The sequence below is a fragment of the Luteimicrobium sp. DT211 genome, from assembly GCF_049844995.1.
Taxonomy (GTDB): domain Bacteria; phylum Actinomycetota; class Actinomycetes; order Actinomycetales; family Cellulomonadaceae; genus Luteimicrobium.
In genome coordinates, this window is sequence record NZ_JBNCMC010000007.1 from 24,889 (window position 1) to 51,147 (window position 26,259).

At 75.4% G+C, this 26,259-nt stretch carries 22 protein-coding genes; 13 read left to right on the forward strand and 9 right to left on the reverse strand.

What is annotated here, in order from left to right:
* Positions 1 to 24: 24 nt before the first annotated feature.
* Entirely contained in the window at positions 25 to 420 is a 396-nt protein-coding gene (locus tag ACLQ14_RS15440; protein ID WP_425814582.1) for a helix-turn-helix domain-containing protein, read from the forward strand.
* Here the strand turns inward: ACLQ14_RS15440 and ACLQ14_RS15445 are convergent.
* Complete coding sequence (locus ACLQ14_RS15445; protein WP_425814584.1) at positions 384 to 1,277, reverse strand: DNA-formamidopyrimidine glycosylase family protein; 894 nt, start codon at positions 1,275 to 1,277, stop codon at positions 384 to 386. The two genes, ACLQ14_RS15440 and ACLQ14_RS15445, sit on opposite strands and share 37 nt — an antisense overlap.
* Positions 1,264 to 6,354, reverse strand: a complete 5,091-nt coding sequence (locus ACLQ14_RS15450; RefSeq protein ID WP_425814586.1) for an Lhr family helicase — start codon at positions 6,352 to 6,354, stop codon at positions 1,264 to 1,266. Before ACLQ14_RS15450 ends, ACLQ14_RS15445 begins: the two co-directional genes overlap by 14 nt.
* A gap of 100 nt (positions 6,355 to 6,454) precedes the next feature.
* Here ACLQ14_RS15450 and ACLQ14_RS15455 point away from each other — a divergent pair, with 100 nt between their 5' ends.
* The 5 genes from ACLQ14_RS15455 to ACLQ14_RS15475 all read left to right on the forward strand — a co-directional run bounded on the left by ACLQ14_RS15455 (position 6,455) and on the right by ACLQ14_RS15475 (position 11,778).
* Positions 6,455 to 6,688 carry a DUF3046 domain-containing protein gene (locus ACLQ14_RS15455; protein ID WP_425814588.1) on the forward strand — a complete coding sequence of 78 codons (234 nt, stop codon included), beginning with the start codon at positions 6,455 to 6,457 and terminating at the stop codon, positions 6,686 to 6,688.
* Between the two features lie 8 nt (positions 6,689 to 6,696).
* On the forward strand, positions 6,697 to 8,976 hold the full coding sequence (locus ACLQ14_RS15460; RefSeq protein ID WP_425814590.1) for an alkaline phosphatase family protein: 2,280 nt from the start codon (positions 6,697 to 6,699) through the stop codon (positions 8,974 to 8,976).
* Positions 8,973 to 9,767, forward strand: coding sequence for an MBL fold metallo-hydrolase (locus tag ACLQ14_RS15465; protein ID WP_425814592.1), 795 nt, complete (start codon positions 8,973 to 8,975; stop codon positions 9,765 to 9,767). The genes ACLQ14_RS15460 and ACLQ14_RS15465 overlap by 4 nt, the downstream gene beginning before the upstream one ends.
* Positions 9,768 to 10,015: 248 nt before the next feature.
* Positions 10,016 to 11,122 carry a recombinase RecA gene (gene recA, locus ACLQ14_RS15470; protein WP_425814594.1) on the forward strand — a complete coding sequence of 369 codons (1,107 nt, stop codon included), beginning with the start codon at positions 10,016 to 10,018 and terminating at the stop codon, positions 11,120 to 11,122.
* Between the two features lie 11 nt (positions 11,123 to 11,133).
* Positions 11,134 to 11,778, forward strand: coding sequence for a regulatory protein RecX (locus ACLQ14_RS15475; protein WP_425814596.1), 645 nt, complete (start codon positions 11,134 to 11,136; stop codon positions 11,776 to 11,778).
* A 151-nt stretch (positions 11,779 to 11,929) separates the two neighbouring features.
* Here the strand turns inward: ACLQ14_RS15475 and ACLQ14_RS15480 are convergent, their stop codons facing one another.
* From ACLQ14_RS15480 to ACLQ14_RS15495, 4 genes are all read right to left on the reverse strand, one after another.
* Complete coding sequence (locus ACLQ14_RS15480) at positions 11,930 to 12,832, reverse strand: amino acid ABC transporter permease (protein ID WP_425814598.1); 903 nt, start codon at positions 12,830 to 12,832, stop codon at positions 11,930 to 11,932.
* Complete coding sequence (locus ACLQ14_RS15485) at positions 12,829 to 13,527, reverse strand: amino acid ABC transporter permease (RefSeq protein WP_425814600.1); 699 nt, start codon at positions 13,525 to 13,527, stop codon at positions 12,829 to 12,831. Before ACLQ14_RS15485 ends, ACLQ14_RS15480 begins: the two co-directional genes overlap by 4 nt.
* 104 nt (positions 13,528 to 13,631) lie before the next feature.
* On the reverse strand, positions 13,632 to 14,459 hold the full coding sequence (locus tag ACLQ14_RS15490; protein ID WP_425814602.1) for a glutamate ABC transporter substrate-binding protein: 828 nt from the start codon (positions 14,457 to 14,459) through the stop codon (positions 13,632 to 13,634).
* 58 nt (positions 14,460 to 14,517) lie between these two features.
* Positions 14,518 to 15,273: an amino acid ABC transporter ATP-binding protein gene (locus ACLQ14_RS15495; protein ID WP_425814604.1), complete on the reverse strand. Its 756-nt coding sequence runs from the start codon at positions 15,271 to 15,273 to the stop codon at positions 14,518 to 14,520.
* A 148-nt stretch (positions 15,274 to 15,421) separates the two neighbouring features.
* Here ACLQ14_RS15495 and miaB point away from each other — a divergent pair, with 148 nt between their 5' ends.
* On the forward strand, positions 15,422 to 17,029 hold the full coding sequence (miaB, locus tag ACLQ14_RS15500) for a tRNA (N6-isopentenyl adenosine(37)-C2)-methylthiotransferase MiaB (protein WP_425814606.1): 1,608 nt from the start codon (positions 15,422 to 15,424) through the stop codon (positions 17,027 to 17,029).
* Between the two features lie 54 nt (positions 17,030 to 17,083).
* Here the strand turns inward: miaB and ACLQ14_RS15505 are convergent, their stop codons facing one another.
* Together ACLQ14_RS15505 and ACLQ14_RS15510 are read right to left on the reverse strand one after the other, a co-directional pair.
* On the reverse strand, positions 17,084 to 17,608 hold the full coding sequence (locus ACLQ14_RS15505; protein ID WP_425814608.1) for a YbjN domain-containing protein: 525 nt from the start codon (positions 17,606 to 17,608) through the stop codon (positions 17,084 to 17,086).
* The gene (locus ACLQ14_RS15510) at positions 17,605 to 18,183 is read right to left on the reverse strand and encodes a YbjN domain-containing protein (protein WP_425814610.1); all 579 of its coding nucleotides are present in this window, start codon (positions 18,181 to 18,183) and stop codon (positions 17,605 to 17,607) included. The genes ACLQ14_RS15505 and ACLQ14_RS15510 overlap by 4 nt, the downstream gene beginning before the upstream one ends.
* 174 nt (positions 18,184 to 18,357) lie before the next feature.
* Here ACLQ14_RS15510 and ACLQ14_RS15515 point away from each other — a divergent pair, with 174 nt between their 5' ends.
* From ACLQ14_RS15515 to dapF, 3 genes are read left to right on the forward strand one after another with little or no spacing between them, the layout of a single operon-like run.
* Entirely contained in the window at positions 18,358 to 18,828 is a 471-nt protein-coding gene (locus tag ACLQ14_RS15515) for a hypothetical protein (RefSeq protein ID WP_425814612.1), read from the forward strand.
* A complete protein-coding gene (gene miaA / locus ACLQ14_RS15520; RefSeq protein WP_425814614.1) occupies positions 18,822 to 19,787 on the forward strand; it encodes a tRNA (adenosine(37)-N6)-dimethylallyltransferase MiaA in 966 nt (321 codons plus the stop codon). The genes ACLQ14_RS15515 and miaA overlap by 7 nt, the downstream gene beginning before the upstream one ends.
* On the forward strand, positions 19,784 to 20,776 hold the full coding sequence (dapF, locus tag ACLQ14_RS15525; RefSeq protein ID WP_425814616.1) for a diaminopimelate epimerase: 993 nt from the start codon (positions 19,784 to 19,786) through the stop codon (positions 20,774 to 20,776). Before miaA ends, dapF begins: the two co-directional genes overlap by 4 nt.
* Here the strand turns inward: dapF and ACLQ14_RS15530 are convergent.
* Positions 20,748 to 21,389: a class I SAM-dependent methyltransferase gene (locus ACLQ14_RS15530; RefSeq protein WP_425814618.1), complete on the reverse strand. Its 642-nt coding sequence runs from the start codon at positions 21,387 to 21,389 to the stop codon at positions 20,748 to 20,750. The genes dapF and ACLQ14_RS15530 overlap by 29 nt on opposite strands.
* 72 nt (positions 21,390 to 21,461) lie before the next feature.
* On the opposite strand from ACLQ14_RS15530, the gene hflX reads away from it, so the two are divergent.
* The 3 genes from hflX to ACLQ14_RS15545 all read left to right on the forward strand — a co-directional run bounded on the left by hflX (position 21,462) and on the right by ACLQ14_RS15545 (position 26,253).
* The gene (gene hflX, locus ACLQ14_RS15535) at positions 21,462 to 23,006 is read left to right on the forward strand and encodes a GTPase HflX (RefSeq protein ID WP_425814620.1); all 1,545 of its coding nucleotides are present in this window, start codon (positions 21,462 to 21,464) and stop codon (positions 23,004 to 23,006) included.
* 70 nt (positions 23,007 to 23,076) lie between these two features.
* Positions 23,077 to 25,170, forward strand: a complete 2,094-nt coding sequence (locus ACLQ14_RS15540) for an ATP-dependent DNA helicase (protein WP_425814622.1) — start codon at positions 23,077 to 23,079, stop codon at positions 25,168 to 25,170.
* A 60-nt stretch (positions 25,171 to 25,230) separates the two neighbouring features.
* Complete coding sequence (locus tag ACLQ14_RS15545) at positions 25,231 to 26,253, forward strand: L-lactate dehydrogenase (protein ID WP_425814624.1); 1,023 nt, start codon at positions 25,231 to 25,233, stop codon at positions 26,251 to 26,253.
* Positions 26,254 to 26,259: the final 6 nt, after the last annotated feature.

Below are 26,259 nucleotides of genomic sequence, written 5' to 3' on the forward strand. Positions count from 1 at the left end.
CACCAGTCGAGAGGGGGTCGCCCGATGATCGTTCTCCGCCGTGAGATCGGTGACGTCCTGCGCGACGTCCGGCAGCGTCAGGGCCGTACCCTGCGTGAGGTCTCCTCGGACGCGCGAGTGTCGCTGGGCTATCTCAGCGAGGTCGAGCGCGGTCAGAAGGAGGCCTCGTCCGAGCTCCTCGCGTCGATCTGCGACGCGCTCGACGTGCCCCTGTGGCTCGTGCTGCGCGAGGTGAGCGACCGCGTCGCCGTCGCCGAGGGCTTCTCCATCCCCGACACCGTCCCCGCGGACCTGACCATGTCCGCGCTCACCACGCCCGCCGGGCGGGCCGAGGAGCGCGACGACCTGGTCCGCGAGCTCCTGTCCGACGCCTCCCGCGACTGCTACGGCGCGCCGGAGGACCTCGCCCCGGTCGGCTGACCGGGCGCCTGGCACGCCGGGCACCAGAACACCGGCCGCTCGTACGGCGGCCGGTTCGCGACCCCCACCTGGACGGTCGTGCCGCACACGCGGCACGACCGTCCTTCGCGTCCGTGGACGAAGCGTTCCTGCGCCTGCGGCCCGGTCGCGACCGCAGCCAGCTCGAGGCGCCGGGCGGTGAGCAGCAGGTCCCGCAGCGCGGCAGCACCGAGCGCCCGTGCCGGTGTCCACGGCCACAGCCGGTGGGTGAAGAGGGTCTCCGCCGCGTAGATCGTGCCGATCCCGGCGACGCCGCGCTGGCTGAGCAGGAGCTCGACGACGGGCGCTCCGACGGCGGGGTCGTGCTCGCGTCGGAAGCCTCCGTCCGCGTCGGCCGCGAGGATGCGGCGCACCGCCACGTCGAGGCCGGCGGGCTCGCGCGCACCGTCGCCTCCCGCCCCGCCGTCCCCCTCGCGCGCGAAGCCGTCGGCGAGCAGGTCGGGCCCGAGGTCGCCCAGGAGGGCGCGCTCGTCCCGGGTGCGGACGACGTCGAGCATCCCGAGGTCCGTGCCGACGCACGTCCAGGTCGCGTTGGCGAGCACCGCCCGGACGCGCGGGTCACGGGCGCGGGCCTGCGGCGTGCCCGTGCGGGCGATGCGCCAGGTCCCGTCTATGCGCAGGTGCGTGCGGAGGGTCCGGCCGTCGTCGAGCCTGGTCAGCAGGTGCTTGCCGTAGCTCGCGACCTCGCGCACGGCGTGGCCGACGAGGTCGACCTCGAACTCCGTCGGCCACCGCAGCTCCGCCCGTTCGAGCGGGCGGCCGCGCAGCGCGGCGTCGAGCCTGCGGGCCGCGAGCAGGACGACGTCACCCTCGGGCACCGGGCCCCCGTCCCGGCGTCAGGCGCAGCCCGCTCGGGGTGGGCGCGAACCCCGCCGCGAGCAGCGCCCGCGCGGCCGGGGTGGTCCCGCTGCCGGACGCGACCGCGTCGAGGGCCGGAGCGCCGTCGAGCCGGACGACCGTGAGCCGCCCGAGCCGGCCGTCCGTGGTCGCCGCACCCAGCTCGCGCGCCGCGGAGACGAGCGCCGGCTCGTCGGACGTGAACGTGAGGACCGAGCGGCCGCCGCGCTCCACGTACGCGACGAGCGCGCCCCCGACCAGCACGACGACGGCCCCCGCCTTCCGCCCCGGCCGCGCCCCCGCGGCGCGGCGCCCGGAGCCGTCGGCCGGCGTGGACGCGGCGGACGTCGTCTCCGGCCAGGGGAGCGCCGCGCCGTACGGGTTGGCGGGGTCGGTCGCGGCGAGCAGCAGCGCCCGCGCGCGCTCCGGGTGCTCGCCGAGCGCCTCGAGGTCGGCTGCGTGGGACCGGAGCGCGTCCACGGCGCCCGGCACGGCGAACTGCGACCCGCCCAGGTGCTCGACGAAGTAGCCGCGGCGCACGCGCCCGAGCGACTCCTGCTCCGCCAGGACCCGGTAGACGCCGCGGAAGTAGTCGACGACGCCCTCGGCGCTCGCCACACCGCGCGTGAGCACGCCGTACCGGTCGAGGAGGACGGACGCGAGCGCCGTCGTGCGGCGGGTGGGGTCGGGTTCCCGCGCCGGGAGGGCGGCCCAGCGCCCGCCCCCGCCGCGCAGCTCGGCGGCTGCGCGCGCTCCGGCCGGCCGCCCCAGCCCGAAGCCCCCGAGGCCGGCGCGCCGCACCGGCCGGGCGCGGCCCGCGGCCCGGGGCGCGCGGTGGGCGCCACCGGCCGGGCCGAGGCGCGAACGCAGCGCGCCGAGCCCGTCGTTGGTGACCCGCCCGGCCCACACGAGGTCCCACAGCGCCTCGAGGACGTCGGTCTGCGACGCCTCCGCGAGCTCCGCGACCCGGCCCAGGAACAGCCCGCCGGCGTGCTCGAGCACCTCGAGGACCGCCGCGTGGAGCGGGGTGCCCGCGCCGACGTCGTCGAGCGGCGGGACCGTTGGCAGCGTGAGGTGCGCGGTCTCGGCGAGGTGGAGGCTGACGAGCCCGTCCCCGCCGCCCGAGCCGGGCAGGGCTGCGTGCCCGCACCACAGCACCTCGCCCGAGGTGGTGAGCTCGTCGAGCAGGGCGGGGGCGTAGTCGCGGACCCGCGCGGGCAGCACAAGGGTCTCGAGCGCGCTCGCCGGCACGGCCGCCCCGGACAGCTGCTCGACCGCGCGGAGCAGCCCGTCGACGCCGCGGAGGGTCCCCGTCCCCGCCCGCGAACCTCCGCCCGTCACGCCCTGCCACGCCGGCAGGAACAGGCCGAGCGCGCGGCCCGGGACCGGCTCGACCTCGGCGCGCAGCGCCGCGAGCGAGCGTCGGCGCAGGGTGCGCAGGACCTCGGCGTCGCAGAACTCGTCGCCGACCCCGCCCAGCGACGGCGGCCGCAGGCGACCCCGCACGAGCGCGCCCGAGCCGGCCAGCCGCGTGAGGACCTCGAGCGCGACCGCGCGCGCGACCCCGAACCGGGTCGCGACGTCGGCGACGGGGAACGGCCCGTGCGTGCGGGCGTGACGGCGCAGGAGGTCGCCGAGCGGGTCCGGGACCGGCTCCAGGAACACCTCGGGGAGCCCGACGGGGAGCGCGACGCCGAGGCCGTCCCGCAGCCGGGCGGCGTCCTCGACGACCGCCCACTGCTCCTGCTCGCCCTCGGGCGCGCCGGCGACGCGGACCCGCATGACCCGCCGCGCGGCCTCGAGCCCCGCCAGCCAGCCGGCGGCGTCGTCGCGGCGGTCGGGTGCGGTCCGGCGGGCGAGCGCGGCGGTCGGGAGCGGGCCCAGCCGGCGCAGCACGTCCCACAGGCGCTCCGCGTCCGTGGCCTGGCGTCCTGGGGCGAGCGCCTGGAGCTCCGCCTCCGTCCGTTCGACCTGCTCCGGGTCGAGGAGGTCCGCGAGCTGGCTGGTGCCGTCGCCGCCCAGGAGCTCCGACAGCAGCGCCGGGTCGAGCGCGAGCGCGGCGGCGCGCCGCTCCGCGAGGGGCGCGTCGCCGTCGTACAGGAACTGCGCGGTGTACCCGAAGAGCAGGGACTGCGCGAACGGCGAGGGCGTCTGCGTCGTCACCTCGACGACCCGCACGCGCCGGCCCTGCACCGCGCGCATGAGGTCGGCGAGGGCGGCAGTATCGAAGTCGTCCTGGAGGCACTCGCGGGCCGCCTCCAGCACGATCGGGAACTGCGGGTACCCCGACGCGACCGACAGGAGCTGCGCCGAGCGCTGCCGCTGCTGCCACAGCGGCTGCCGCTTGTCCGGACGACGGCGCGGCAGCAGCAGCGCGCGGGCCGCGGCCTCCCGGAAGCGCGCCGCGAAGAGCACCGAGCCCCCGAGGGCGTCGCGCACCTCCTCGACCACCTCGTCGGGCTCCAGGAGCAGGTCCTCGAGCGTGACCCCGCCCCCGGCGGACGACCCGCCGCCCGCGCCGTCGAACCAGCCGGCGTCGTCGGCACCGTCAGCCCCGGGCAACCCTCCCTCGACGTCCGGCAGCCGCAGGACGATCCCGTCGTCGGAGTGCATCGCCGCGACGTCCACGCCCAGCCGCTCGCGCAGCCGCCGCGCCACGACCAGCGCCCACGGCGCGTGCACCCGCGCCCCGAACGGCGAGTGGAGGACGACGCGCCAGTCGCCGAGCTCGTCGCGGAACCGCTCGATCACCACGGTCCGGTCGTCGGGGACGGCGCCCGTGGCGGTGCGCTGGTCGGCGAGGTAGGCGAGCAGGTTGTCCGCCGCCCACCCGTCGAGCCCGGCCTCCCGCAGCCTCGCGTGGGCGTCGTCGGGGTCGCTCGCCGCGGCGCCGGAGGTCTCGCGGACCCAGGCGCCGATCGCGGCGCCGAGCTCCGCCGGACGGCCGGGCGAGTCGCCCTTCCAGAACGGCAGCCGCCCCGGCAGGCCGGGCGCGGGCGAGACGAGCACGCGGTCCGGCGTGATCTCCTCGATCCGCCATGTGCTCGAGCCCAGCGTGAACGTGTCGCCGACGCGCGACTCGTAGACCATCTCCTCGTCGAGCTCGCCCACCCGTCGCGGTGCGCGGCCCGTCGCGCCCCGCGGCCCCGACGGGCCCGTGACGGGGTCGCCGAGCTGCTCGGCCGTCGCGTCGTCGCCGGACCCGACGAGGAACACCCCGTACATCCCGCGGTCGGGGATCGTCCCGCCGCTCGTCACGGCGAGGCGCCCCGCGCCCGGCCGCCCCGTGAGCGTGCCCGACGCGCGGTCCCACACGACCCGCGCCCGGAGCTCGGCGAACTCCTCGCTCGGGTACCGCCCGGCCAGCATGTCGAGGACGGCGGTCAGCGCGCCGTCGGTGAGCTGCTCGAACGGCAGCGCCCGCCGGACGACCGTCGCGAGGTCGTCGACGGTCCACTCGTCCATCGCCACCATCGCCACGACCTGCTGCGCGAGCACGTCGAGCGGGTTGCGCAGCACGTGCACCTGCTCGATGTCGCCCGCGAGCATGCGCTGCGCGATGACCGTGGCCGGCACGAGGTCCCCGCGGAAGGTCGGGAAGATCACGCCGTGCGACTCGGCGCCGACCTGGTGGCCGGCGCGTCCCAGGCGCTGCAGCCCGCTCGCGACGCTCGGCGGCGAGCCGACCTGGACCACGAGGTCGATCGCGCCCATGTCGATCCCGAGCTCGAGGGAGCTCGTCGCGACGACCGCGGGGAGGCGGCCCTCCTTGAGCTCCGTCTCGGTGCGGGTGCGCTCCGCGCGGCTCATCGAGCCGTGGTGGGCGCGGGCCACGACCGGCTCGATCCCCGAGCTGGCGCCCGACTGCGCCTGCACCTGCGCGGCCCGGACCGTCCCGGGGTCGAGCACCTCCTCGCCCTGCCGCTCGGCCCACAGCTCGTTGAGGCGCGCGGTCAGGCGCTCCGCTCCGCGCCGCGAGTTGGTGAAGACGAGCGTCGAGCGCTGCACCCGGCCCGCCGCGTGGTGCGCGACGGCGTCCGCGCCGGTGTCGGCCGCGACCAGGTCGACGATCCGCTCCTCGACGTGCGGCCAGATCGACGCTCGGGGCGCTGTGCCCGCGCTCGGGGCGTCGCCGGGCAGCGGGAGCGGCACCGCGGCCGGGCCGGAGAGGTCCGGCTCGCCGGCGGGCAGGGGCGGCAGGCCGGCGTCGGCCTCGGCTGCCGCGGCGGGCACGGTCAGCGGCGTCGCGCGCAGGTCCGCGAGGTCCGGCACGGGCACCTCGACGTCGACGCGCAGCCGCTTGGTCGCCGGCGGCTGCACGACGACGACGTCGCGCCCGCCGTCCGCGGCCGACCGCGAGCCCGCGAGGAACGCCGCGACCGCGTCCACGGGTCGCACGGTCGCGGACAGCCCGACCCGCTGGGCGGGCCGGTCGAGCAGCGCGTCGAGCCGCTCGAGCGTGAGCGCGAGGTGCGCGCCCCGCTTGGTCCCGGCGAGCGCGTGGATCTCGTCGACGATCACCGTCTCGACCCCCGCCAGCCCCTCCCGCGCGCCGGACGTCAGCACCAGGAAGAGGGACTCGGGGGTCGTGACCAGCACGTCCGGGGGCGCCGTCGCGAACGTGCGCCGCTCGCGGGCCGGCGTGTCGCCCGTGCGCAGCCCGACGAGCACGTCGCGGACGGCCTCGCCGCGCCGCGCGGCGGCCTGCCGGATGCCGGTCAGCGGCGAGCGCAGGTTCCGCTCGACGTCGGCGGCGAGCGCCTTGAGCGGTGAGACGTAGACGACGCGACACCGTCGCGCGGGCTCGGGCTCCGGTTCCGTCCGGCGGACCAGGCGGTCGATGGACCACAGGAACGCGGCGAGCGTCTTGCCGGAGCCGGTCGGCGCGACGACGAGCGCGTGCCGGTCGCTCCCGATCGCGTCCCAGGCGCCCGTCTGCGCCGCTGTCGGCGCCTCGAACGCGCCCGCGAACCAGTCGCGCGTCGCCGGGCCGAAGCGGTCGAGCCCCGAGCCCGGGGACCCGGGACCGGAACCGTCGGCGGCAGGGGAGCGGGGCACCGTCCCATTGTGGTCGGCGCCCCCGACACGCGCGTTCGGGACGGGTCGTCCACGGTCCGCAGGTCGCCCGGCGGTCGGCGGCTCGTGGCAGGCTGGTGCCGTGCGGTACAGCGAGTTCTGGTCCCTGGTGGACGACGTGTTCGGCGACGCCTACGGGCGCACCCTCGCGAGCGTCCAGGTCCTCACCGCGCTCGGCTCGCGCACCGCGGTCCAGGCGCTCGACGACGGCGTCGAGCCGCGCGTCGTCTGGCACGCGCTGTGCGACGCGATGGAGGTGCCCGACGCGCGCCGCTGGGGCGAGGACCGCCGTCGGCCCGCTCCGCCCGCCCGCTGATGGGCGCCGTGCCGGCACGTCCCGCACCCGACCGCTCGTCGCACGTCGCCGACCTGCGCGAGTCCGTGTGGTCGCTGGTCGCGACGACAGCGGGCCTCGCGGTCGCGCTCCTGGTCGTGCCGGGGGTGTCCGTGTCGTCGCCGTGGAGCGTCCTCCTGGTCGGGCTCGTCGTGACGGTCGGCGACGCGCTGGTCCGTCCCGCCCTGCGGGTGCTCGCGGCCCGCTTCGGGCCGCTCGCCGCACTGCTGCTGGGGCTCGCCGCGCAGGTCGCGGTCGCGTGGGCCGCGCTCGTGCACGTGCCGGGCCTGCACCTCAGCCACGGCACGGACGTCGTTCCCGTGCTCCTGGTCGCGGCCGTCGTGATGGCCGCCGGGCGCTGGCTGCTCGGCCTGCGCGACAACGACTACGTCCTGGGTGACCTGCGTCGTCGGGCCCGCCGCGGCGCCCGCCGCGGCGCCCGCCGCCGGGCGCGGGCCGCCGGACGCGCGGCCGCCGGCGGGGAGGCCGTGCCCCCGGCCGGGGCAGCGGCCGGCGAGCGCGGCGTCCTGATCGTCCAGCTCGACGGGCTCGCCCAGGCCACCCTCGCGTTCGCCGTCCAGGCCGGCCTCGCGCCGACGCTCACCCGCTGGCTGCGCGAGGGGTCGCACCGGCTCGAGCCGTGGTGGGCCGAGGTCCCGTCGACGACCCCCGCCAGCCAGGCCGGCCTGCTGCACGGCGCCGCGGACCGCGTCCCCGCGTTCCGGTGGTGGGACCGCGAGCTCGGCCGGCTGGTGGTCACCAACCACCCGCGCGACGCCGCGCTGGTCGAGGAGCGGCTCGCCGAGGCCGGCCCGGGCCTGCTCGCGGGTGGCGGCGTCGCGGTGTCGACGATGTTCAGCGGCGGCGCCGCGACGAGCCTCCTCGTGGTGAGCCGGGCGCGGCGCGGCCTCGGCCCGGGCGCGACCTTCGTCGAGTTCTGCTCGAGCCCGTTCGTCCTGGCCCGGGCCCTCCTCCTCACCGTCGGCGAGCTCGTCAAGGAGCTCTACCAGGGCTGGCAGCAGACGGCGCGGCGCGTGGAGCCGCGGGTCTCGCGCCTCGGCGCGTACCCCGCCCTGCGCGCCATCACCAACGTGCTCCTGCGGGATCTCAACACGTCGCTCGTCGCCGAGCAGATGGTCCAGGGAGCGCCGGTGATCTTCGTGGACTTCGTCGACCACGACGAGATCGCCCACCACGCCGGGCCGCTGCGTCCCGAGTCGCTGCGCTCGCTCGAGGGCCTCGACCGCGTCGTCGGGCTGCTCGAGCGGTTCGGGCAGCAGACCGCCCGGCCCTACGACGTCGTCGTGCTCTCGGACCACGGCCAGTCGCTCGGCGAGCCGTTCGCCAAGACGTACGGGCTCACGCTCGAGGCGCTGGTGCGGCGGCTGGCCGGCGAGGACCGCCCCGGAGAGGCGTCGAGCCCGGACCCCGGGACGGGCGGCCGGCGCGCGGCGGCGCGGCGCGACGTGGCCACGGCGCAGGCCCGCGGCGAGCGCGGCGAGCAGTGGCACGAGGTCGCGGAGGCGCTGCGCGCGCTGTCGGGAACCGCGCGCGGGCACGACGCCGTGGGGCCCGAGGGCGACGCGGCACGCCGCGGCGAGCAGGGGGCCGCCGCCGCCGAGGGGGCGCCGCTCGTCGTCGCGGCGTCCGGGAACTTCGCGGGCGTCTGGGTGCCGGGCACCGACGGACCGCTGCCGCTCTCGCGGCTCGTCGAGCGCTGGCCCGACCTGGTGCCGGGCCTGGCGGCCCACCCCGGCGTCGGGGTCGTGGTCGGCCGCGACGACGACGGCCGTCCCGTCGCGCTCGGGGCGCACGGCCTGCGGCACCTCGTCACCGGCGTGGTCGAGGGGCTGGACCCGACGGCGGCGTACGGGCCACGCGCCGCGCCGGACCTGGCGCGCGCGGCAGGGCTCGACTCGGCGGCGGACCTGCTGGTGGTGTCGTCCGTCGACGACGCGGGCCTCGTGCACCCGTTCGAGGGGCTCGTCGGCTCGCACGGCGGCCTGGGCGGCGAGCAGAACCGCGCGGTCCTGCTGCACCCCGCGTCCTGGGAGGTGGACGACGCGCTCCGGGCCGGCGAGGGCGCCGCGCGGCAGCTCGTGGGTGCGGACGCCGTGCATCGCCAGCTCGTCGGGTGGCTCGCGGCGCTCGGCCTCGGACCCGGGGCCGGCGACGCCGCGCCGTCGAGGGGACCGGACGCGGGGGAGCCTGCCGCGGAGGCAGCCGGGGGAGAGTCCGCCGTCGAGCCGGTCGCGGGGGCGCCGTCGTGAGCGCGCTGACCGTGACCTGGCTCGGCCACTCGACGGTCGTGCTGGAGCGCGACGGTGTGCGGGTGGTCACGGACCCGTTGCTCCACCGGCACGCGGGGGTCCTGCGCCGTCGCGGCGACCGGCCTGCCGAGGTCTGGCGCGACGTCGACGCCGTCCTGCTCTCGCACCTGCACCACGATCACGCCGAGCTCGGCTCCCTGCGGCTGCTCGGCGACGTGCCCGTCCTCACGGCGCCCGCCAACGCCCGGTGGCTGCGCTCGCACGGCATCGCCGGTGCACGCGGTCTCGGTCCCGACGACGTCGTCGAGATCGCCCCCGGCGCGCGGGTCCGGCTGACTCCCGCGGTGCACGGGCACCGGCCCATGCCGCACCGGCCGAACGCGGCCAACGGCCACCTGCTCCTGCTCGACGGCGAGGGACCGGGTGACGAGCTCGCCGTCTGGGCCGTCGGGGACACGGAGCTCGCGCCCGAGCTCGCCGGCGTGCCGGACCTCGCGGGCCGGGCGCCGGACCTCGTCCTGGTGCCGGTGGCGGGCTGGGGCCCCCGGCTGTCCGGCGGCCACCTCGGCCCGCTGCAGGCCGCTGAGCTCTGCGGCCTGGTCGGCGCGGGCGTCGCCGTCCCCGTGCACTGGGGAACCCTGCACGCCCCCGGCGGGCGGCACGTGCCGCCGGGCTGGATGGACCGGCCGGGCGCGCTCTTCGCGCACGAGGTCGCGCGCCGCGCGCCGGGCACGAGGGCCGTCGTCCTGGCGGCCGGCGAGAGCACGGCGCTGCCCGCGCGCCTCGGTTGACGGGGCGGCTCGGCCTACGGCCGCGGAGCGGGCCGTTGCACGTCACCCGGCGGCCCGGCGCGTCGGCGTGGCGCGCCGCGGATCGAACAGGTGTTCGGGTAGGGTGGTGCACGTCCTCGCGACCACGAGGTGTCGTGCACAGCCGGGAGACCGGCTGATGACGATGTCGGTGGCCGCACGTAGCGTCTTCACCGATGGCAACGACGAACACGCGCCGCACGGGCGCGAGAAGCGCAAAGGTGGCTGACATGCCCGCACCAGCAGACCGCGAGAAGGCGCTCGAGGCCGCCCTCGCCCAGATCGACCGAAACTTCGGCAAGGGCTCGGTGATGCGTCTCGGCGAGGAGGGCCGCGCCCCTGTCGACGTCATCCCGACCGGTTCCATCGCGCTCGACGTCGCGCTCGGCATCGGCGGGCTCCCGCGCGGCCGGGTGGTCGAGGTCTACGGGCCCGAGTCCTCCGGCAAGACGACGGTCGCCCTCCACGCGGTGGCCAGCGCCCAGCGCGCGGGCGGCATCGCGGCGTTCATCGACGCCGAGCACGCGCTCGACCCCGAGTACGCCAAGAAGCTCGGCGTCGACACCGACGCGCTGCTCGTGTCGCAGCCCGACACGGGGGAGCAGGCGCTCGAGATCGCCGACATGCTGATCCGCTCCGGGGCGCTCGACGTCATCGTCATCGACTCGGTCGCGGCCCTCGTGCCCAAGGCCGAGATCGAGGGCGAGATGGGCGACAGCCACGTCGGGCTCCAGGCCCGGCTCATGTCCCAGGCCCTGCGCAAGATCACCGGCGCGCTGAACTCGTCGGGGACGACGGCGATCTTCATCAACCAGCTCCGCGAGAAGATCGGCGTCTTCTTCGGCTCGCCCGAGACGACGACCGGCGGCAAGGCGCTCAAGTTCTACGCCTCGGTCCGGCTGGACATCCGGCGCATCGAGACCCTCAAGGAGGGCACCGACGCGGTCGGCAACCGGACGCGCGTCAAGGTCGTCAAGAACAAGATGGCGCCCCCCTTCAAGCAGGCGGAGTTCGACATCCTCTACGGGGTGGGGATCTCGCGCGAGGGCGGGCTCATCGACATGGGCGTGGAGCACGGGTTCGTGCGCAAGTCCGGCTCGTGGTTCACCTACGACGGCGACCAGCTCGGCCAGGGCAAGGAGAACGCCCGCGCGTTCCTGCGGGACAACCCCGACCTCGCGAACGAGCTGGAGAAGAAGATCAAGGAGAAGCTCGGTGTCGGCGCCCGCGTCGACGTGCCCGCGGACGAGCCGGGTGGTGCGGCCGTCGAGGCCGGCACCGCCAAGGTGCCGGCCGCGAAGGCAGCGGCCGCGAAGGGCGCGGCGGCACCGTTCTGACGGACCAGGCCATGACCTTCCCCTCAGGCCGCCGGTCCACACCGTCTCGCGGCGGCGCGCGCCGCCGCGACACGCCCTCGTCCGCACGTGACGAGGTTCGGTTCCGGGCCCCTCGAGCGCACACGGACGCGGAGCACGCCCCTGCTTCGCGCGACGAGCAGCTCGAGGCGGCCCGGGCCGTCGCCCTGCGCATGCTCACCGGGGCGCCGCGCACGCGTCGGCAGATCACCGACGGGCTCCGGCGCCGCGGGTATGCCGACGACGTGATCGAAGAGCTCGTCGAGCGCTTCACCGACGTCGGCCTCCTCGACGACGCCGAGCTTGCCGGCATGATCGCCCGCAGCCAGCTCGCCGGGCGGTCGCTGTCGCGCCGCGGCATCGCGGCCGAGCTGCGCCGTCGGGGGATCGACGACGACGACGCCCAGGCCGCGCTGGACACCATCGACGACGACGCGGAGGACGCCGCGCTCCGGGACCTCGTCCGCAAGCGCCTCGCCCGCACCGCGGGACTCGAACGGGACGTCCGGGTCCGCCGGGTCATGGGCGTCCTCGCCCGCAAGGGCTACGCGCCGGGTCCCGCGCTCGCGGCGATCAGCGCCGAGCTCGGGGCCGAGCGCGACGAGCTGGCGTCCGGCGACGACGCCTGGACCGACTGACTCCGCACCCTGCCGCGGCGCGCCAGAGCGTGCTCGGCACCATCACCATCACCTTGGCGGGACCGACGGCGCACGTCCCACCTCGCGAGGTAGACGGGCGGCCGGGCCTCGCGAGGTAGACGGGTGGCCCGTCTGCCTCGCGGAGAGTCCCTCAGATGCGGCCGCCCTCGCCGAGGCCGGTGGCGGGCGTCACGCCGACGTCCGTGGCGACGGCGGCGACGACCGCGGCCGTGCCGGGGGCCCCGGGCCGCCGCCGACGCCGCCGGGCACGGCCGGCGACCAGCGTGAGCAGGTAGTTCACGATGATGAAGATGACCGCGGCGACGAGCAGCGACTGCAGGATGTTGCCGTCGGCGGCGCCGAGGTGGCGCGCCTGCTGGAGCAGCTCGAGGTAGCCGATCGTGTAGCCGAGGGCCGAGTCCTTGAGCACGACGACGAGCTGGCTGAGGAGCGCCGGAAGCATGGCGGACAGTGCCTGGGGTACCTCGATGGATCGGAGGGACTGTCCCGAGCTGAGACCGACGGCGAGGCCCGCCTCGCGCTGACCGCGCGGCAGCCCGTGCACGCCGGACCGCACCAGCTCGGCGACCACCGCACCGTTGTACAGCATGAGCGACACGACGACGGCCGCGAGCGGCACGTAGTCGCTCTGGAACACGTTGTTCACGGCGAAGAGGTAGAAGAAGAAGATCATCATCAGCAGGACGGGCACCGCGCGGAAGAACTCCACGACGATGCTCGACAGCCACCGGACGGTGCGGCTCGACGCCAGCCGGCCGAGCCCGAAGACGAGCCCGAAGATCATCGCGAGGACGATCGCGATCGCGGCGGCCTCGAGCGTCTTGACGAGCCCGGGGATCAGGAAGTTCGTCCAGGCGTCGGCGTGGAGGAACGGCGTCCACAGGTCGGCGGCGAACTGGCCGTTCTCCGCGAAGCCGCGCACCGCCAGGGCGAGGACGCCGAGCACGACGACGACGCCGACGACGTTGCCGATCAGGATGTTGCGGCGCCCCCGGGGACCGGGGGCGTCGAACAGGACGTTCTGCGTGCTCATCGCTTCACCGCCAGGCGTCGGGACAGGGCCGTCGTCGCGAGGCCGACGGGGATGACGAGGATCACGTACCCGAGCGCGAACGTCAGGAAGATCGCGACCATGAGGCTCGAGTTGAACTCGATCATGTTCTTCAGGAGGCTCGACGTCTCGGTCGCGACGCCGACGACGGAGGCGATCGTCGAGTTCTTCGTCAGCGCGATCAGCGTGCTGCCGAGCGGGGCGATCGCGCCGCGGAACGCCTGCGGCAGGATGATGAGCCGTGCGGCGGGGAGGAACGAGAGGCCGATGGACCGGGCGGCCTCCGCCTGGCCGATCGGTACGGTGTTGACGCCGGAGCGGATCGACTCGCACACGAACGACGCCGTGTAGATGGAGAGGCCGACGACCGCGAACCGGAAGAAGTTCGCGTTGAAGTCGTCCGAGAGCGTCACGTGCAGCTGCGCCCACACGCCGAGCGTCAGGAAGACCATGATGATCGTCAGCGGCGTGTTGCGGAAGACGTTGACGTAGGCCGTGCCGGCCCAGCGCAGGCTCGGGATCGGCGAGATCCGGAACAGCGCGAGGACCGTGCCGAGGATCCCCGCGAAGAGAGCCGCCCACAGCGTGAGCTGGATGTTGACCCAGAAGGCTGCGATGACGTCGTACTGGTCGAAGAGGTCGGCGAACTGCGAGACGAACCCGTCGCTCTGACTCACTCGTCCTCACCTCCGTCGTGTCGTCGTTCGTGCGGCGCGCGTCCCGGCGCCCGGGCGGTCGCCGGGGCCCGCGTGCGGTACGCGGGCCCCGGGTGCCGTACAGGTCAGCCGCAGGCGGCGGGCGTGGGCGGGTTCTTCGACGCGTCGGGCTTGTAGCCGGTCCCGGCGAGGTTGGTGTCGAGCGCCTTCTGCCACGAGCCGTCGTCCACCATCGACTTGATGGCGTCGTTGATCTGCTGGCAGGTCTTGTTGTCCTTCGGCAGGCCGACGCCGTAGTTCTCGGTCGTGAACGGCTTGCCGACGACCTTGACCTTCCCCTTGTTCGCGGGCTGCGCCGCGAGGCCGGCCAGGATGATGTCGTCGGTCGTGACGGCGTCGACGGCCCCGGAGTTGAGGGCGGTCACGCACTCGGCGTAGCCCGGGTACTCGACGAGGTTCACCTTGTTGGCGTAGGTGTCCTTGATCTTCTGCGCGGAGGTGGAGCCCGTCACCGAGCAGAGCTTCTTGCCGTCGAGGGAGTCGGGCCCCGTGATGTCGGTGTTGTCGCTCTTCACGAGAAGGTCCTGCCCGGCGACGAAGTACGGGCCGGCGAACGCGACGGTCTTCTTGCGCTCGTCCGTGATGGAGTACGTCGCGAGGATCATGTCGACCTGGTGCGTGGACAGAAGGGTCTCGCGCTGCGCGCTCGGCGACTCCTTCCAGGTGATCTGGTCCGCGGAGTAGCCGAGCTTCTTCGCGATGTACGTCGCGACGTCCACGTCGAAGCCGGTGTACTTGCTGCCGTCCTTGTACCCGAGCCCCGGCTGGTCGAACTTGATGCCGATGGTGATCTTCTTGTTGTCGCCGCTGCCGCCGCCGTTCGAGCCGCAGCCCGCCAGTGCGAGCGCGGAGGCCGCCGCGAGGGCGAGCGCCCCCAGGAGTCGCTTGCGCATCGTGTTTCCCCTTCTGGTTGGTTGGTTCTCGTGACCGGCTGTCCGGCCTTCGGCACGTCTAGCGCGGCAGGATCTTCGAGAGGAAGTCCTTCGCGCGCGTGCTCTGGGGGTTGGTGAAGAACTGCTCGGGCGCGGCCTGCTCGACGAGCTGGCCGTCCGCCATGAAGACGACGCGGTTCGCGGCCTTGCGTGCGAAGCCCATCTCGTGGGTGACGACGACCATGGTCATGCCGTCGCGCGCGAGGGACACCATGACGTCGAGCACCTCGCCGACCATCTCGGGGTCGAGCGCGGAGGTCGGCTCGTCGAACAGGATCACCTTGGGGTGCATCGCGAGCGCGCGGGCGATCGCGACGCGCTGCTGCTGGCCGCCGGAGAGCTGGGCCGGGAGCTTGTCCGCCTGGTCCTTCACGCCGACGCGGTCGAGGAGCATGAGCGCCTCGTCGCGCGCCTCGGACTTCTTCAGCCCGCGGACCTTGAGCGGCCCGAGGGTCACGTTGTCGAGCACGCTCTTGTGCGCGAACAGGTTGAACGACTGGAACACCATGCCGACCTCGGAGCGGAGCCGCGCGAGCGCACGGCCCTCCTCGGGGAGCGGCTCGCCGTCGAGCTCGATGGTGCCGGAGTCGATGGGCTCGAGGCGGTTGATCGCGCGGCACAGCGTGGACTTGCCCGAACCCGAGGGCCCGATGACGACGAGGACCTCGCCCTTGTCGACCTCCAGGTCGATGTCCCGGAGCACGTGCAGGTCGCCGAAGTGCTTGTTGACCCCGCTGAGCCGGACGAGCGGGGTGGTGGCCGACGTCACATCCATCCACCGAACATAGGCGATGCCCGGCCCACGCGCCGGTAACGAAAGGTCACAACCCGGCAACAAGTCGGCGGATGCACCGAGTTCGCCCAGGTCCGGGCAGTCCCGCCCGGTGACCGGGCGTCGGGGGCGGCGCCGTACCCTGGTGGGGATGTCCACGCAGTCCCTGACCCCGCCCCTCGCCCCGCCGTCGCCGCGTACCTACGTGGTCCGGACGCTCGGGTGCCAGATGAACGTCCACGACTCCGAGCACATGGCCGGCATGCTCGAGGAGGCCGGCTACGCGCCCGCGTCCGCCGAGGCGGAGGCCTCCGGGGACGTCGACGTCGTCGTCATCAACACGTGCGCGGTGCGCGAGAACGCGGCGACGCGCCTGTACGGGAACCTCGGCCAGCTCGCGTCGGTGAAGGCGCAGCGGCCCGGCATGCAGATCGCGGTCGGCGGCTGCCTCGCGCAGAAGGACCGCGGCACGATCGTGGCCAAGGCGCCCTGGGTGGACGTGGTCTTCGGGACCCACAACCTCGACGCGCTGCCCGTCCTGCTGGAGCGCGCGCGCCACAACGAGGCCGCGCAGGTCGAGATCCACGAGTCTTTGCAGGTGTTCCCCTCGACGCTGCCGACGCGGCGCGAGTCCGTCTACGCGGGCTGGGTCTCGATCAGCGTGGGCTGCAACAACACGTGCACGTTCTGCATCGTCCCGCACCTGCGCGGCAAGGAGCGCGACCGGCGGCCCGGCGAGGTGCTCGCCGAGGTCGAGGCCCTCGTCGCGGCCGGCGCCATCGAGGTCACGCTGCTGGGCCAGAACGTCAACAGCTACGGCGTCGAGTTCGGCGACCGGGGCGCCTTCGCGAAGCTGCTGCGCGCGTGCGGCCGGATCGAGGGCCTCGAGCGCGTGCGCTTCACGTCGCCGCACCCGGCGGCGTTCACCGACGACGTCATCGCCGCCATGGCCGAGACGCCCAACGTCATGCCGCAGCTCCACATGCCGCTGCAGTCGGGCTCCGACCGGGTGCTGCGCGCGATGCGCCGGTCGTACCGCTCGGAGCGTTACCTCGGCATCATCGAGAAGGTCCGGGCTGCGCTGCCCGACGCCGCGATCACGACCGACGTCATCGTCGGGTTCCCGGGCGAGACCGAGGAGGACTTCGACGAGACCCTGCGGGTCGTCGAGGCCAGCCGGTTCAGCTCCGCCTTCGCCTTCCAGTACTCGCGCCGCCCGGGCACCCCGGCGGCCGACCTGCCGGAGCTGCCCAAGGACGTCGTCCAGGACCGCTTCGAGCGCCTGCTCGCGCTCCAGGAGCGGATCAGTGCCGAGGAGTCCGAGCGCCAGGTCGGGCGCACGGTCGAGGTGCTGGTCATGGAGGGCAACGGCCGCAAGGACGGCAGCACCCATCGCGTCAGCGGCCGGGCCGCCGACAACCGGCTCGTCCACGTCGCGCTGCCGGCCGGGCTCGCGGAGCTCGCCCGCACGGGCGGCGACGCGGCCGACGACCCGCGGCTCGCCGAGGACACCCCGCTCCCGCGCCCCGGCGACCTGCTGACGGTCCGGGTGACGCACGGGGCGCCCCACCACCTGATCGCCGACTCGGCGGCGGACGGCGGCCCGTTCGCCGTCCGGCGCACCAGGTCGGGCGACGCGTGGGCGCTGCGGGAGCGCGCGCGGGCCGGGCTCGGCGGCGACGAGCACGCGCACGCGCACGGCGGACCCGCCGGGGGTCCGGTGCTGCTCGGCATGCCCTCGCTCACGACGCGCGGCTGACCGTGCCGAGGGCAGCTCCTGTCGCCCGCCGGCCCGCGCCCGCGGGACCGGTCGCTAGAGCTCGGGTGCGTCGTCGGGCGGAGGGAGCAGCACCCCGAGCGACGAGAACACCTGCACACCGGTGCCGAGCCCGCACGAGATGACCTGGCCGAGCTGCGCGTCCGTCGCGCCGTGCTCGAGGTCCACGGAGACCTCCGCGTAGACCGCGAGGCGGTCGCCCTCCTCGCGCGTGTAGACCTTGGGCCAGATCCGCTCGCGGTTCCAGTCGTTCATGGCCTGCAGGAGCGCGAGGCGCGCCTCCGGCGGGATCGTGCGGTCCCAGCGGCCGCGCACCTGGAGCACGTGCCGCTCGGGGCCGAGCAGCATGAACCAGAACCGGTGGCCTTCCCAGGTGCCCGTGATGTCGCCGTCCTCGTCGACGCGGAACCGGTACCCCTTGCGGGTCAGGAACGTGCCGACGCGGTCCATGGTCGCGGGCGTCGGGAGCTCCGCGTCACCGCCCGCCCGGACGACGTCCGCCGTCTTGGGCCGGTTGCCGAACAGGCGCGCCAGCCAGCCCGTCTGGTACCCGCCGCTCACGGCGCGCTCCGCAGCGGGTCGGGGTAGGTCTCGTCCAGCGAGTCGAAGAACACCGAGGCCGTCGACAGGCCGCACTGGAGGACGTCCGCGAGCTGGTCGTCGTTCGCGCCGTACTCGAGGTCGACCGTGACCTCCGTGTAGACCTGCACGAGCCCGTTGTCGCGGACGCGCGTGTAGGCCTTCGGCCAGATCCGGTCCGCGTTCCACTCGTTGCAGAGCTCGAGGACCTCCTCGAGGCGCTCGATCGTGACGTCGCGGTTCCACTGCCCGCGGACCTGGACGATCTCCTCGCGCTCGCCGAACAGCAGGAAGTAGAACAGCCGCCCCTGCCAGAGCCCCCCGACGTCGCCCTCGGAGTCGACGAAGTAGGAGAAGCCGCCTCCGATCAGCCAGTCGACGACGCGCGCGCGGTCGACGGGGGCGGGGGCGAGGTCGGCGACGGCGACCTGCACGGGGTCCGGGCCGACGGCTGCCTCGCCCGCAGGACGCCCGCCGGCCGCGCCGGAGGATGGTCCCGGTGTCGCATCGAGGCCCAGGCGTGCCACGGTCTCGTCGTCGACGCGTTCACGACGCATCCGCCGAGAGCCCCGACGTGCCTCGTCGTCGGACGGCCCGGGACCCGGCCCGCCGCCCCTGCGACCGAAGGGTCGCCGCCACTCGAAGTGCCCCACGGTTCCACGGTACCCGCCGCCGCGACCGAGACGGGTTCGTGTCGCCGGTCGCGCGCGGCGGTGTCGTAGTCTCGCGCCATGACGACCGACCAGGCCCCGGCCGCCGAGCGGACCGCTGCCGACCCGCGGCGGACCGTGGAGGTCCGGGTGCCGGGCGACGCCACCCTCGTGCCGGGCGTGGCGGGGCGCGGGCACGACGCCGCGGCGTCGTGCGCGCTCGTCGATGCTCTGCGGGAAGCGCTCCAGGGCGCCGTCCGGGTCCGCGTGACGGTGGACGGCGCGTCGCCCGGCAGCCCCTGGAGCCGCGCCGTGCCCGACCTCGGCGCCCAGGGCGTCGACGAGACGTGGGTCCCGTGGCGCTTCGCCGGCAACGACGACGCCCCCGGCGGGCGGCGTGCCGGCGTGGCAGCGACGGTCGCGCTGCTGGCGCTCGGCGCGGCGGGCTGGGCGGGGCCGGTCGAGGTGCTCGACGACGGTCCGGCGGGTCCCCCCGGCACGGCCAGCGCCGGTCGCGAGGGTGCCACCGTCCACGTGGAGCGGGCGTGCTGATCGTCGCCGTCGTGGGCCCGACGGCGACCGGCAAGTCCGACCTCGCGCTCGACCTCGCGCAGCGGTTGGGGGAGCAGGCGCCGGGCGGCGCGGAGATCGTCAACGCCGACGCCTACCAGCTCTACCGCGGCATGGACATCGGCACCGCGAAGGTGCCGGTCGACGAGCGGCGCGGGATCGTGCACCACCAGCTCGACGTCATCGACCCCGACCAGGACGCCTCGGTCGCCCGCTACCAGGCGGCGGCGCGCGCGGACCTCGGGGCGGTCGCCGCGCGCGACGCCCGCGCCGTCGTCGTCGGCGGGTCGGGGCTGTACGTGCGGGCGCTGCTCGACGAGATGGACTTCCCCGGGACGGACCCTGTGGTCCGGGCCGGGCTGGAGGAGCGCGCCGAGCGCGAGGGCGCGCGGGCCCTGCACGACGAGCTCGCCCGGGTGGACCCGGCGGCGGCTGCGTCCATCGGACCCCGCAACGCCCGTCGGCTCGTGCGCGCGCTCGAGGTCGTGGCGATCACCGGGCAGCCGTACACCGCCAACCTGCCCCGCCAGGAGTACGTCCGCCCCGCGGTGCAGCTCGGCCTCGACTGCGACCGCGCGACGCTCGACGCGCGGGTCGCGGAGCGCGTCGAGCGGATGTGGCGGGAGGGCCTCGTCGACGAGGTCCGCGGTCTCGCTCCGCGGCTCGGGCGGACCGCGGCGCGCGCCGTCGGCTACGCCGAGGTGCTCGCGTTCCTGCGCGGGGAGACGGACGAGGCGGCAGCGCGCGAGGCGGTGACGGCGAACACCCGACGGCTCGCCCGCAAGCAGATGGGCTGGTTCGGGCGGGATCCCCGCGTCCACTGGCTCGACGCGCAGGCGCCCGACCTGACGGACCGGGCGCTGGCGGTCGTCGAGGCGGCCGACGCGGGCGCCGTCCGCGCGCCGGGGGCCGAGCCCGTGCGCCGTAGTCTGGGCTCATGACCGCACCTGCCACCGGCGCGCCCGGCGAGCTCTCGTTCGTCAAGGGTCACGGCACGCGCAACGACTTCGTGCTGGTGGCCGACCTCGACGGCAGCCTCGACCTCACGCCCGAGCTCGTCCGGCGGCTCGCCGACCGTCGCTCCGGCGTGGGCGGGGACGGCGTCATCCGCCTGGTGCCGTCGGCGAGCCTGCCCGAGGGGGCGCCCGCCCTGGCCGAGGACCCGAGCGCCGTCTGGTTCATGGACTACCGCAACGCCGACGGCTCCGTCGCCGAGATGTGCGGCAACGGCGTCCGGGTCTGCACGGCGTTCGCGGAGCTGCTCGACCTCGTCGACCTGACGGGCGGCGGCACTCTCGCCCTCGGCACCCGGGCGGGCGTCAAGCGCGTGGTCCGGGAGCCGAACGGCTGGTACGCGGTGGACATGGGCCCGTGGACCTTCCCGGGCGGCGACGACGCGGTCGGCCGCGGCGCCGACGCGCAGGTCGCGGTCCAGGGCTGGCGCACCGCCCGCCCGGCCCTGAGCGTCGACCTCGGCAACCCGCACACGGTCGTGGCGCTCGCGGACACGCAGGAGCTGGAGGAGCTCGACCTCTCGGTCGCTCCGCAGGTCCAGCCCGTCCCGGCGCACGGCACGAACGTCGAGCTCGTCGTGCCGCTGGGCGAGGAGGACGGGCCTGACGGCCGGGTCGGCCGGGTGCGCATGCGCGTGTTCGAGCGCGGCGTGGGGGAGACCGAGTCCTGCGGCACGGGGACGTGCGCGGCGGCGCTCGCCGTCCGCGCGTGGGCGGGGCCGGGGGCCCCGGACACCTGGCTGGTCGACGTCCCGGGCGGGACGCTCCGGGTGCGTGCGCTGCCGGGCGGCCGCGTCGAGCTGGCCGGGCCGGCCGAGCTGGTCTACGCGGGCCGCTTCCCGGCCGGCGGCGAGGCGCCCGACGCCCGGGCACTCGTCCCGGCGGACGTCAGCGCTGGCGCACCCGCAGCACCCTGAACCCCTTCGCGGACGCCGTCCGCTCGACCGTCGCGCCGGGCTGGTGGTCTGCGAGCCAGTCGCCCAGCCACGCCTGGAGCGAGTCCGCCCCGAGGTTGCGCTGCACCACGAGCCAGGCCTCGCCGCCGGGGCGTAGCCGCGGCAGCCAGCGCGTCAGCAGCTCGTGCAGCGCCTGCTTGCCCACGCGGATCGGGGGATTCGACCAGATCACGTCGAACCGGACGTCGTCAGGGACGTCGTCGGGCAGGTGCGCGGAAACGCGCTCGAGGCCCAGCCGGGCGGCGTTGCGTCGGACGAGGTCGAGCGACCGCTCGTTGACGTCGACGGCCCACACACGCGGGGCGGGCCGCCCGCCGTCGGTGTGCTCGAGCGCCATCGACAGGGCCACGGGCCCCCACCCGCAGCCCAGGTCGAGGACGTCCGTCGAGTGGTCGGGCAGGCCGGGGACGGTGCGCAGCAGCACCTGGGTGCCGAGGTCCACGCGGCCCGGGGAGAAGATGCCGCCCGCGGTCTCGACCTCGACGTCGCGGCCCGCGAGCCGGACCGTGAGCGCGCGCCGCTCGTCCGACGACGCCGGCCGGGCCGTGAAGTAGTGGTCCGGCTGCTCGCTCATAGCGGACGAGTCTACAAACCGCTGGCCTCGCGCCGGTCCGGCGTGGGATCCTTGAGGGGACGAGAGGACTGCATGACCCCCACCCCTGAGAACCGCCCCGAGGGCCTCGTGCCCCGGGAAGCACGCACCGACGACGTGGACGCGACAGCACGCGCCGTCGTCGCCCGGGTCCTCGCTCGCGCCGGCACCGCCGTCGACGAGGGCAGCACCCGGCACACCGCCGCCGACGGCGAGCAGCTCGACCTCGAGGAGCGCAGCGCGCTGCGGCGCGTCGCGGGTCTGTCGACCGAGCTCGAGGACGTCACCGAGGTCGAGTACCGCTCCTTGCGGCTCGAGCGCGTGGTCCTCGTCGGCCTGTACGCCCGCGACGCCGCCGACGCCGAGGTCTCGCTGCGCGAGCTCGCGGCGCTCGCCGAGACGGCGGGCTCCCAGGTGCTCGACGGCATCCTCCAGCGGCGCTACACGCCCGACCCCGGCACGTACCTCGGTCAGGGCAAGGCCGCCGAGCTCGCGGCGATCGTCCAGGCGACGGGCGCCGACACGGTGGTCGTCGACGGCGAGCTCGCGCCCTCGCAGCGGCGCGCGCTCGAGGACATCGTCAAGGTCAAGGTCGTCGACCGCACGGCGCTGATCCTCGACATCTTCGCCCAGCACGCGAAGTCCAAGGAGGGCAAGGCGCAGGTCGAGCTCGCGCAGCTCGAGTACCTGCTCCCGCGCCTCCGCGGCTGGGGCGACTCGATGTCGCGGCAGGCGGGCGGCCAGGTCGGCTCGGCCGGTGCCGGCATGGGCTCGCGCGGGCCCGGCGAGACGAAGATCGAGCTCGACCGCCGCCGCATCCGCGGCCGGATGGCCAAGCTGCGTCGCCAGATCGCCGCCATGGCTCCCGCCCGCGACGCCAAGCGTGCGTCCCGCAAGCGGAACGCCGTGCCGTCCGTGGCGATCGTCGGGTACACGAATGCGGGCAAGTCCTCGCTCCTCAACGCGCTGACGGGCGCGGGCGTGCTCGTCGAGAACGCGCTGTTCGCGACGCTCGACCCGACCGTACGCCGGGCGCGCACGCCCGACGGCCGGACGTACACGCTCGCCGACACCGTCGGGTTCGTGCGGCACCTGCCGCACCAGCTCGTCGAGGCGTTCCGGTCGACGCTCGAGGAGGCGGGGGACGCCGACCTGCTGCTGCACGTCGTCGACGCCAGCCACCCGGACCCCGAGGGGCAGATCGCCGCGGTGCGCGAGGTCCTGGCCGACGTGCCGGGCGCGCTCGACGTCCCCGAGATCGTCGTGCTCAACAAGGCCGACGCCGCCGACCCGGACGTCGTGGCGCGGGTCCGCCGCCGCGAGGCCGACGCCGTGCTCGTCTCGGCACACACCGGCCAGGGCGTCGAGCACCTGCTCGAGCGCGTCACGGCGGCCCTCCCGCAGCCGGGGGAGCGGGTCGACGTCGTCGTGCCGTACGACCGCGGGGACCTGGTCAGCCGGGTGCACGCGGACGGGCAGATCGAGCACGAGGAGCACACCGCGGACGGCACCGCGCTGCGCGCGCGGGTGGACGCGGCGCTCGCCGCCGAGCTGCGAACCGCGAGCGTCGACGCGGCGGCGGTCACCCCCAGCAGGTGACGCGCGGGGGTCCGTGCACAGGCGGCGGGCCGAGGGCCGGGCGGTCGGTGGGCGCTCGTAGACTCTCGGGGTGCCCCCGACCGTGCCTGCCGACGTGACGTCCCGCCAGCCCGCCCGCCCGGCGTCGCCCGAGGCCCTGGCGGAGACCGACCCCGAGGTGGACGCGCTGCTCGACCTCGCGGTCGGCGCGCTCGGCGGCGCGCGGCGCGAGGGCCAGAGCGGCATGGCGCAGGCCGTCGCGGCGGCCGTCCGGTCGGGTGAGCACCTCCTCGTCCAGGCCGGGACGGGGACCGGCAAGTCGCTCGGGTACCTCGTGCCGGCGGTGCAGCACGCCGTCACGGCCGACGAGCGCGTCGTGGTCTCGACCGCGACGCTCGCGCTCCAGCGGCAGGTGCTCACGCGCGACCTGCCGCTCGTCGCCGACGCGCTCGCGCCGCGCCTTCCGCGCACGCCGCGGATCGCGCTGCTCAAGGGCTGGCACAACTACGCGTGCCGGCACAAGGTCGAGGGCGGCTACCCCGTGGACGAGGGCGGGACGCTGTTCGACCTCGAGCCCTCGGGCGCGGCCGAGCACCCGGGCGCCGTGGACGGGGCGGACGCGGCGGCGGCGCCGTCGGGCGCGCGGGGCCGGCGCGGCGGCCGGTCGCTCGCCGACGAGGTGCGTGCCGCGCGAGCCTGGATCGAGGAGACCGACAGCGGCGACCGCGACGAGCTGGTGCCCGGCGTGAGCGACCGGGCGTGGCGGCAGGTCTCCGTGACCGCGCTCGAGTGCCTCGGGACCCGCTGCCCGCTGCTCGCCCAGTGCTTCCCCGAGCGCGCGCGCCAGGCCGCGCGCGAGGCCGACGTCGTCGTGACCAACCACGCGATGCTGGGGGTCGCGGCCTCCGGCTCGCCCGGCGCCCTGCCGGAGCACGACGTGCTGGTCGTCGACGAGGCGCACGAGCTCGCGGACCGGGTCACGGCACAGGCGACCGTGGAGCTCTCCGTCCCCGCGATCGAGCACGCCGCCCGGCTCGCCCGACGGCACGGCGGCGTGGCCACCGAGGCGCTCGACACGGCCACCCAGACGTTCGGCGCGCTCGTTGCGCAGCTGCCGGCAGAGCGATACCCCCACGGCCTGCCCGACGACGCCCGGCTGGCCGTGGCCGCGGTGCGTGACGCGCTGCGGACCCTGCAGTCGGCGCTCAAGCCTGACCCGCAGGCCAAGGGCGAGTCGGGCTCGGGGATGAAGATGGCGCAGGCCGCGGTGCTCGCCGTCTTCGAGGTCGCGGAACGGTTCGCCGCCGACCCCGACGGGCGCGACGTCGTCTGGTGCGCGCGGGCGGGCGACTTCGGTTCCGGTCCGGCGGTCTCGACGCTCTACGCGGCTCCGCTCGGCGTGGCCGGCCTGATCCGCAGCCAGCTCCTCGCCGAGCGCACCGGCGTGTTCACGTCGGCGACACTCGAGCTGGGCGGCAGCTTCGAGCCCGCGGCGCGGTCCCTCGGCCTCGTCGCCGACGACGTCGCGTGGCGTGGCCTGGACGTGGGCAGCCCGTTCGACTACCGGCGCCAGGGGATCCTCTACGTCGCGCGGCACCTCGACCCTCCCGGCCGGCAGCTGAGCGAGCAGCAGCTCGCCGAGCTCGAGCGGCTCGTGCTGGCCGCGGGCGGGCGGACGCTCGGGCTGTTCTCGTCCCGCCGAGCCGCCGAGCAAGCCGCGGAGGCGTTGCGCGACCGCGTGGACCTGCCCGTGCTGTGCCAGGGCGACGACCAGCTCCCCACGCTCGTCCGCGAGTTCGCCGAGGACGAGGCGACCTGCCTGTTCGGGACGCTGTCGCTCTGGCAGGGGGTGGACGTGCCCGGCCCGTCGCTCTCGCTCGTGGTGATCGACCGTATCCCGTTCCCCCGGCCGGACGACCCGGTGCGGTCGGCCCGCTCCGAGGCCGTCGACGCCGCGGGGGGCAATGGGTTCATGCAGGTCTCCGCCACGCACGCCGCGCTGCTGCTCGCCCAGGGCGCCGGGCGGCTGGTCCGGGCGACGACGGACCGCGGCGTGGTCGCGGTGCTCGACTCGCGCCTCGCGCGCGCCCGCTACGGCACGTTCCTCCAGCGCTCGATGCCTGCTTTCTGGCCGACGCAGGACCCGGCGGTCGCTGCCGCTGCGCTGGAGCGGCTCCGCTCCTAGTCTGGTCGCGGCGGGCAGAGGCGTTTCCGTGCCCGGCAGCACCCTGAGAGAGGCGGCACGATGGCACCGAGCGCAGCACCCGGGATCACCGGCGGGCACCCCGAGAACGCCGCCCTGTCCGGCGGACGGCCCGAGGGGCGGCCGTCGAAGGTCTCGATCGTCGGCGCCGGCGCGGTCGGGGCCACGACCGCCTACGCGATGCTCATGCGGGGCGCTGCGAGGACCGTCGCGCTGCTCGACGTCAACAAGCCCAAGGTCGACGCCGAGGTCCTCGACCTCCAGCACGGCATCCAGTTCATGCCGCAGGCGGCGGTCGAGGGGTCCGACGACGTGGCGGTCTGCGCCGGCTCCGACGTCGTGGTCGTCACGGCGGGTGCCAAGCAGAAGCCGGGTCAGAGCCGCATGGACCTCGCCGGTGACACGATCGCGCTCGTCCGGAAGATCCTGCCCGGCCTGCTCGACGTCGCCCCGAACGCCGTATACCTCATGGTGACCAACCCGGTGGACGTCGTGACCTACGCCGCCCTGCGGTACTCGGGGCTGCCCGCGAACCAGCTCTTCGGCTCGGGGACCGTGCTCGACTCCTCCCGGCTGCGCTTTCTCGTCGCCGAGCGTGCCGGGGTCGCGGTGCAGAACGTCCATGCCTATATCGCGGGGGAGCACGGCGACTCGGAGATCCCGCTGTGGAGCTCCGCCACGATCGGTGGGATCCCTCTGCGCGACTGGCCTGGCGTCGGCGGGCTGCGGCCCCTCACGGACACCGACCTCGAGCGGATGCACCACGAGGTGGTGCACTCGGCGTACGAGATCATCGCCGGCAAGGGCGCCACGAACTATGCGATCGGCCTCGCGGCGACCCGGATCGTCGAGGCGGTCCTCGACGACCAGCACACCGTGCTGCCCGTGAGCTCGCTGCTCCAGGACTACGACGGCATCAGCGACGTCTGCCTGTCGGTCCCGTCGGTCGTGGACCGCACCGGCGTGCGGGAGGCGATCCCGACGCCCATGTCGGACGACGAGCGCGCAGGGCTCCGTGCCTCCGCCGACGCGCTGCGCGCCGCGGCGCAGACGTTCGGGCTCTGAGCCCGG

Excerpts from the sequence above, each read along its gene's own strand:
- ACLQ14_RS15545 (WP_425814624.1), top strand. The coding sequence starts at position 25,231 with ATGGCACCGAGCGCAGCACCCGGGATCACCGGCGGGCACCCCGAGAAC.
- miaB (WP_425814606.1), top strand. The coding sequence starts at position 15,422 with ATGTCCACGCAGTCCCTGACCCCGCCCCTCGCCCCGCCGTCGCCGCGT.
- ACLQ14_RS15530 (WP_425814618.1), bottom strand. The coding sequence starts at position 21,389 with ATGAGCGAGCAGCCGGACCACTACTTCACGGCCCGGCCGGCGTCGTCG.
- ACLQ14_RS15510 (WP_425814610.1), bottom strand. The coding sequence starts at position 18,183 with ATGCGTCGTGAACGCGTCGACGACGAGACCGTGGCACGCCTGGGCCTC.
- recA (WP_425814594.1), top strand. The coding sequence starts at position 10,016 with ATGCCCGCACCAGCAGACCGCGAGAAGGCGCTCGAGGCCGCCCTCGCC.
- ACLQ14_RS15480 (WP_425814598.1), bottom strand. The coding sequence starts at position 12,832 with ATGAGCACGCAGAACGTCCTGTTCGACGCCCCCGGTCCCCGGGGGCGC.
- ACLQ14_RS15490 (WP_425814602.1), bottom strand. The coding sequence starts at position 14,459 with ATGCGCAAGCGACTCCTGGGGGCGCTCGCCCTCGCGGCGGCCTCCGCG.
- hflX (WP_425814620.1), top strand. The coding sequence starts at position 21,462 with ATGACCCCCACCCCTGAGAACCGCCCCGAGGGCCTCGTGCCCCGGGAA.
- ACLQ14_RS15475 (WP_425814596.1), top strand. The coding sequence starts at position 11,134 with ATGACCTTCCCCTCAGGCCGCCGGTCCACACCGTCTCGCGGCGGCGCG.
- ACLQ14_RS15440 (WP_425814582.1), top strand. The coding sequence starts at position 25 with ATGATCGTTCTCCGCCGTGAGATCGGTGACGTCCTGCGCGACGTCCGG.
- ACLQ14_RS15515 (WP_425814612.1), top strand. The coding sequence starts at position 18,358 with ATGACGACCGACCAGGCCCCGGCCGCCGAGCGGACCGCTGCCGACCCG.
- dapF (WP_425814616.1), top strand. The coding sequence starts at position 19,784 with ATGACCGCACCTGCCACCGGCGCGCCCGGCGAGCTCTCGTTCGTCAAG.
- ACLQ14_RS15495 (WP_425814604.1), bottom strand. The coding sequence starts at position 15,273 with ATGGATGTGACGTCGGCCACCACCCCGCTCGTCCGGCTCAGCGGGGTC.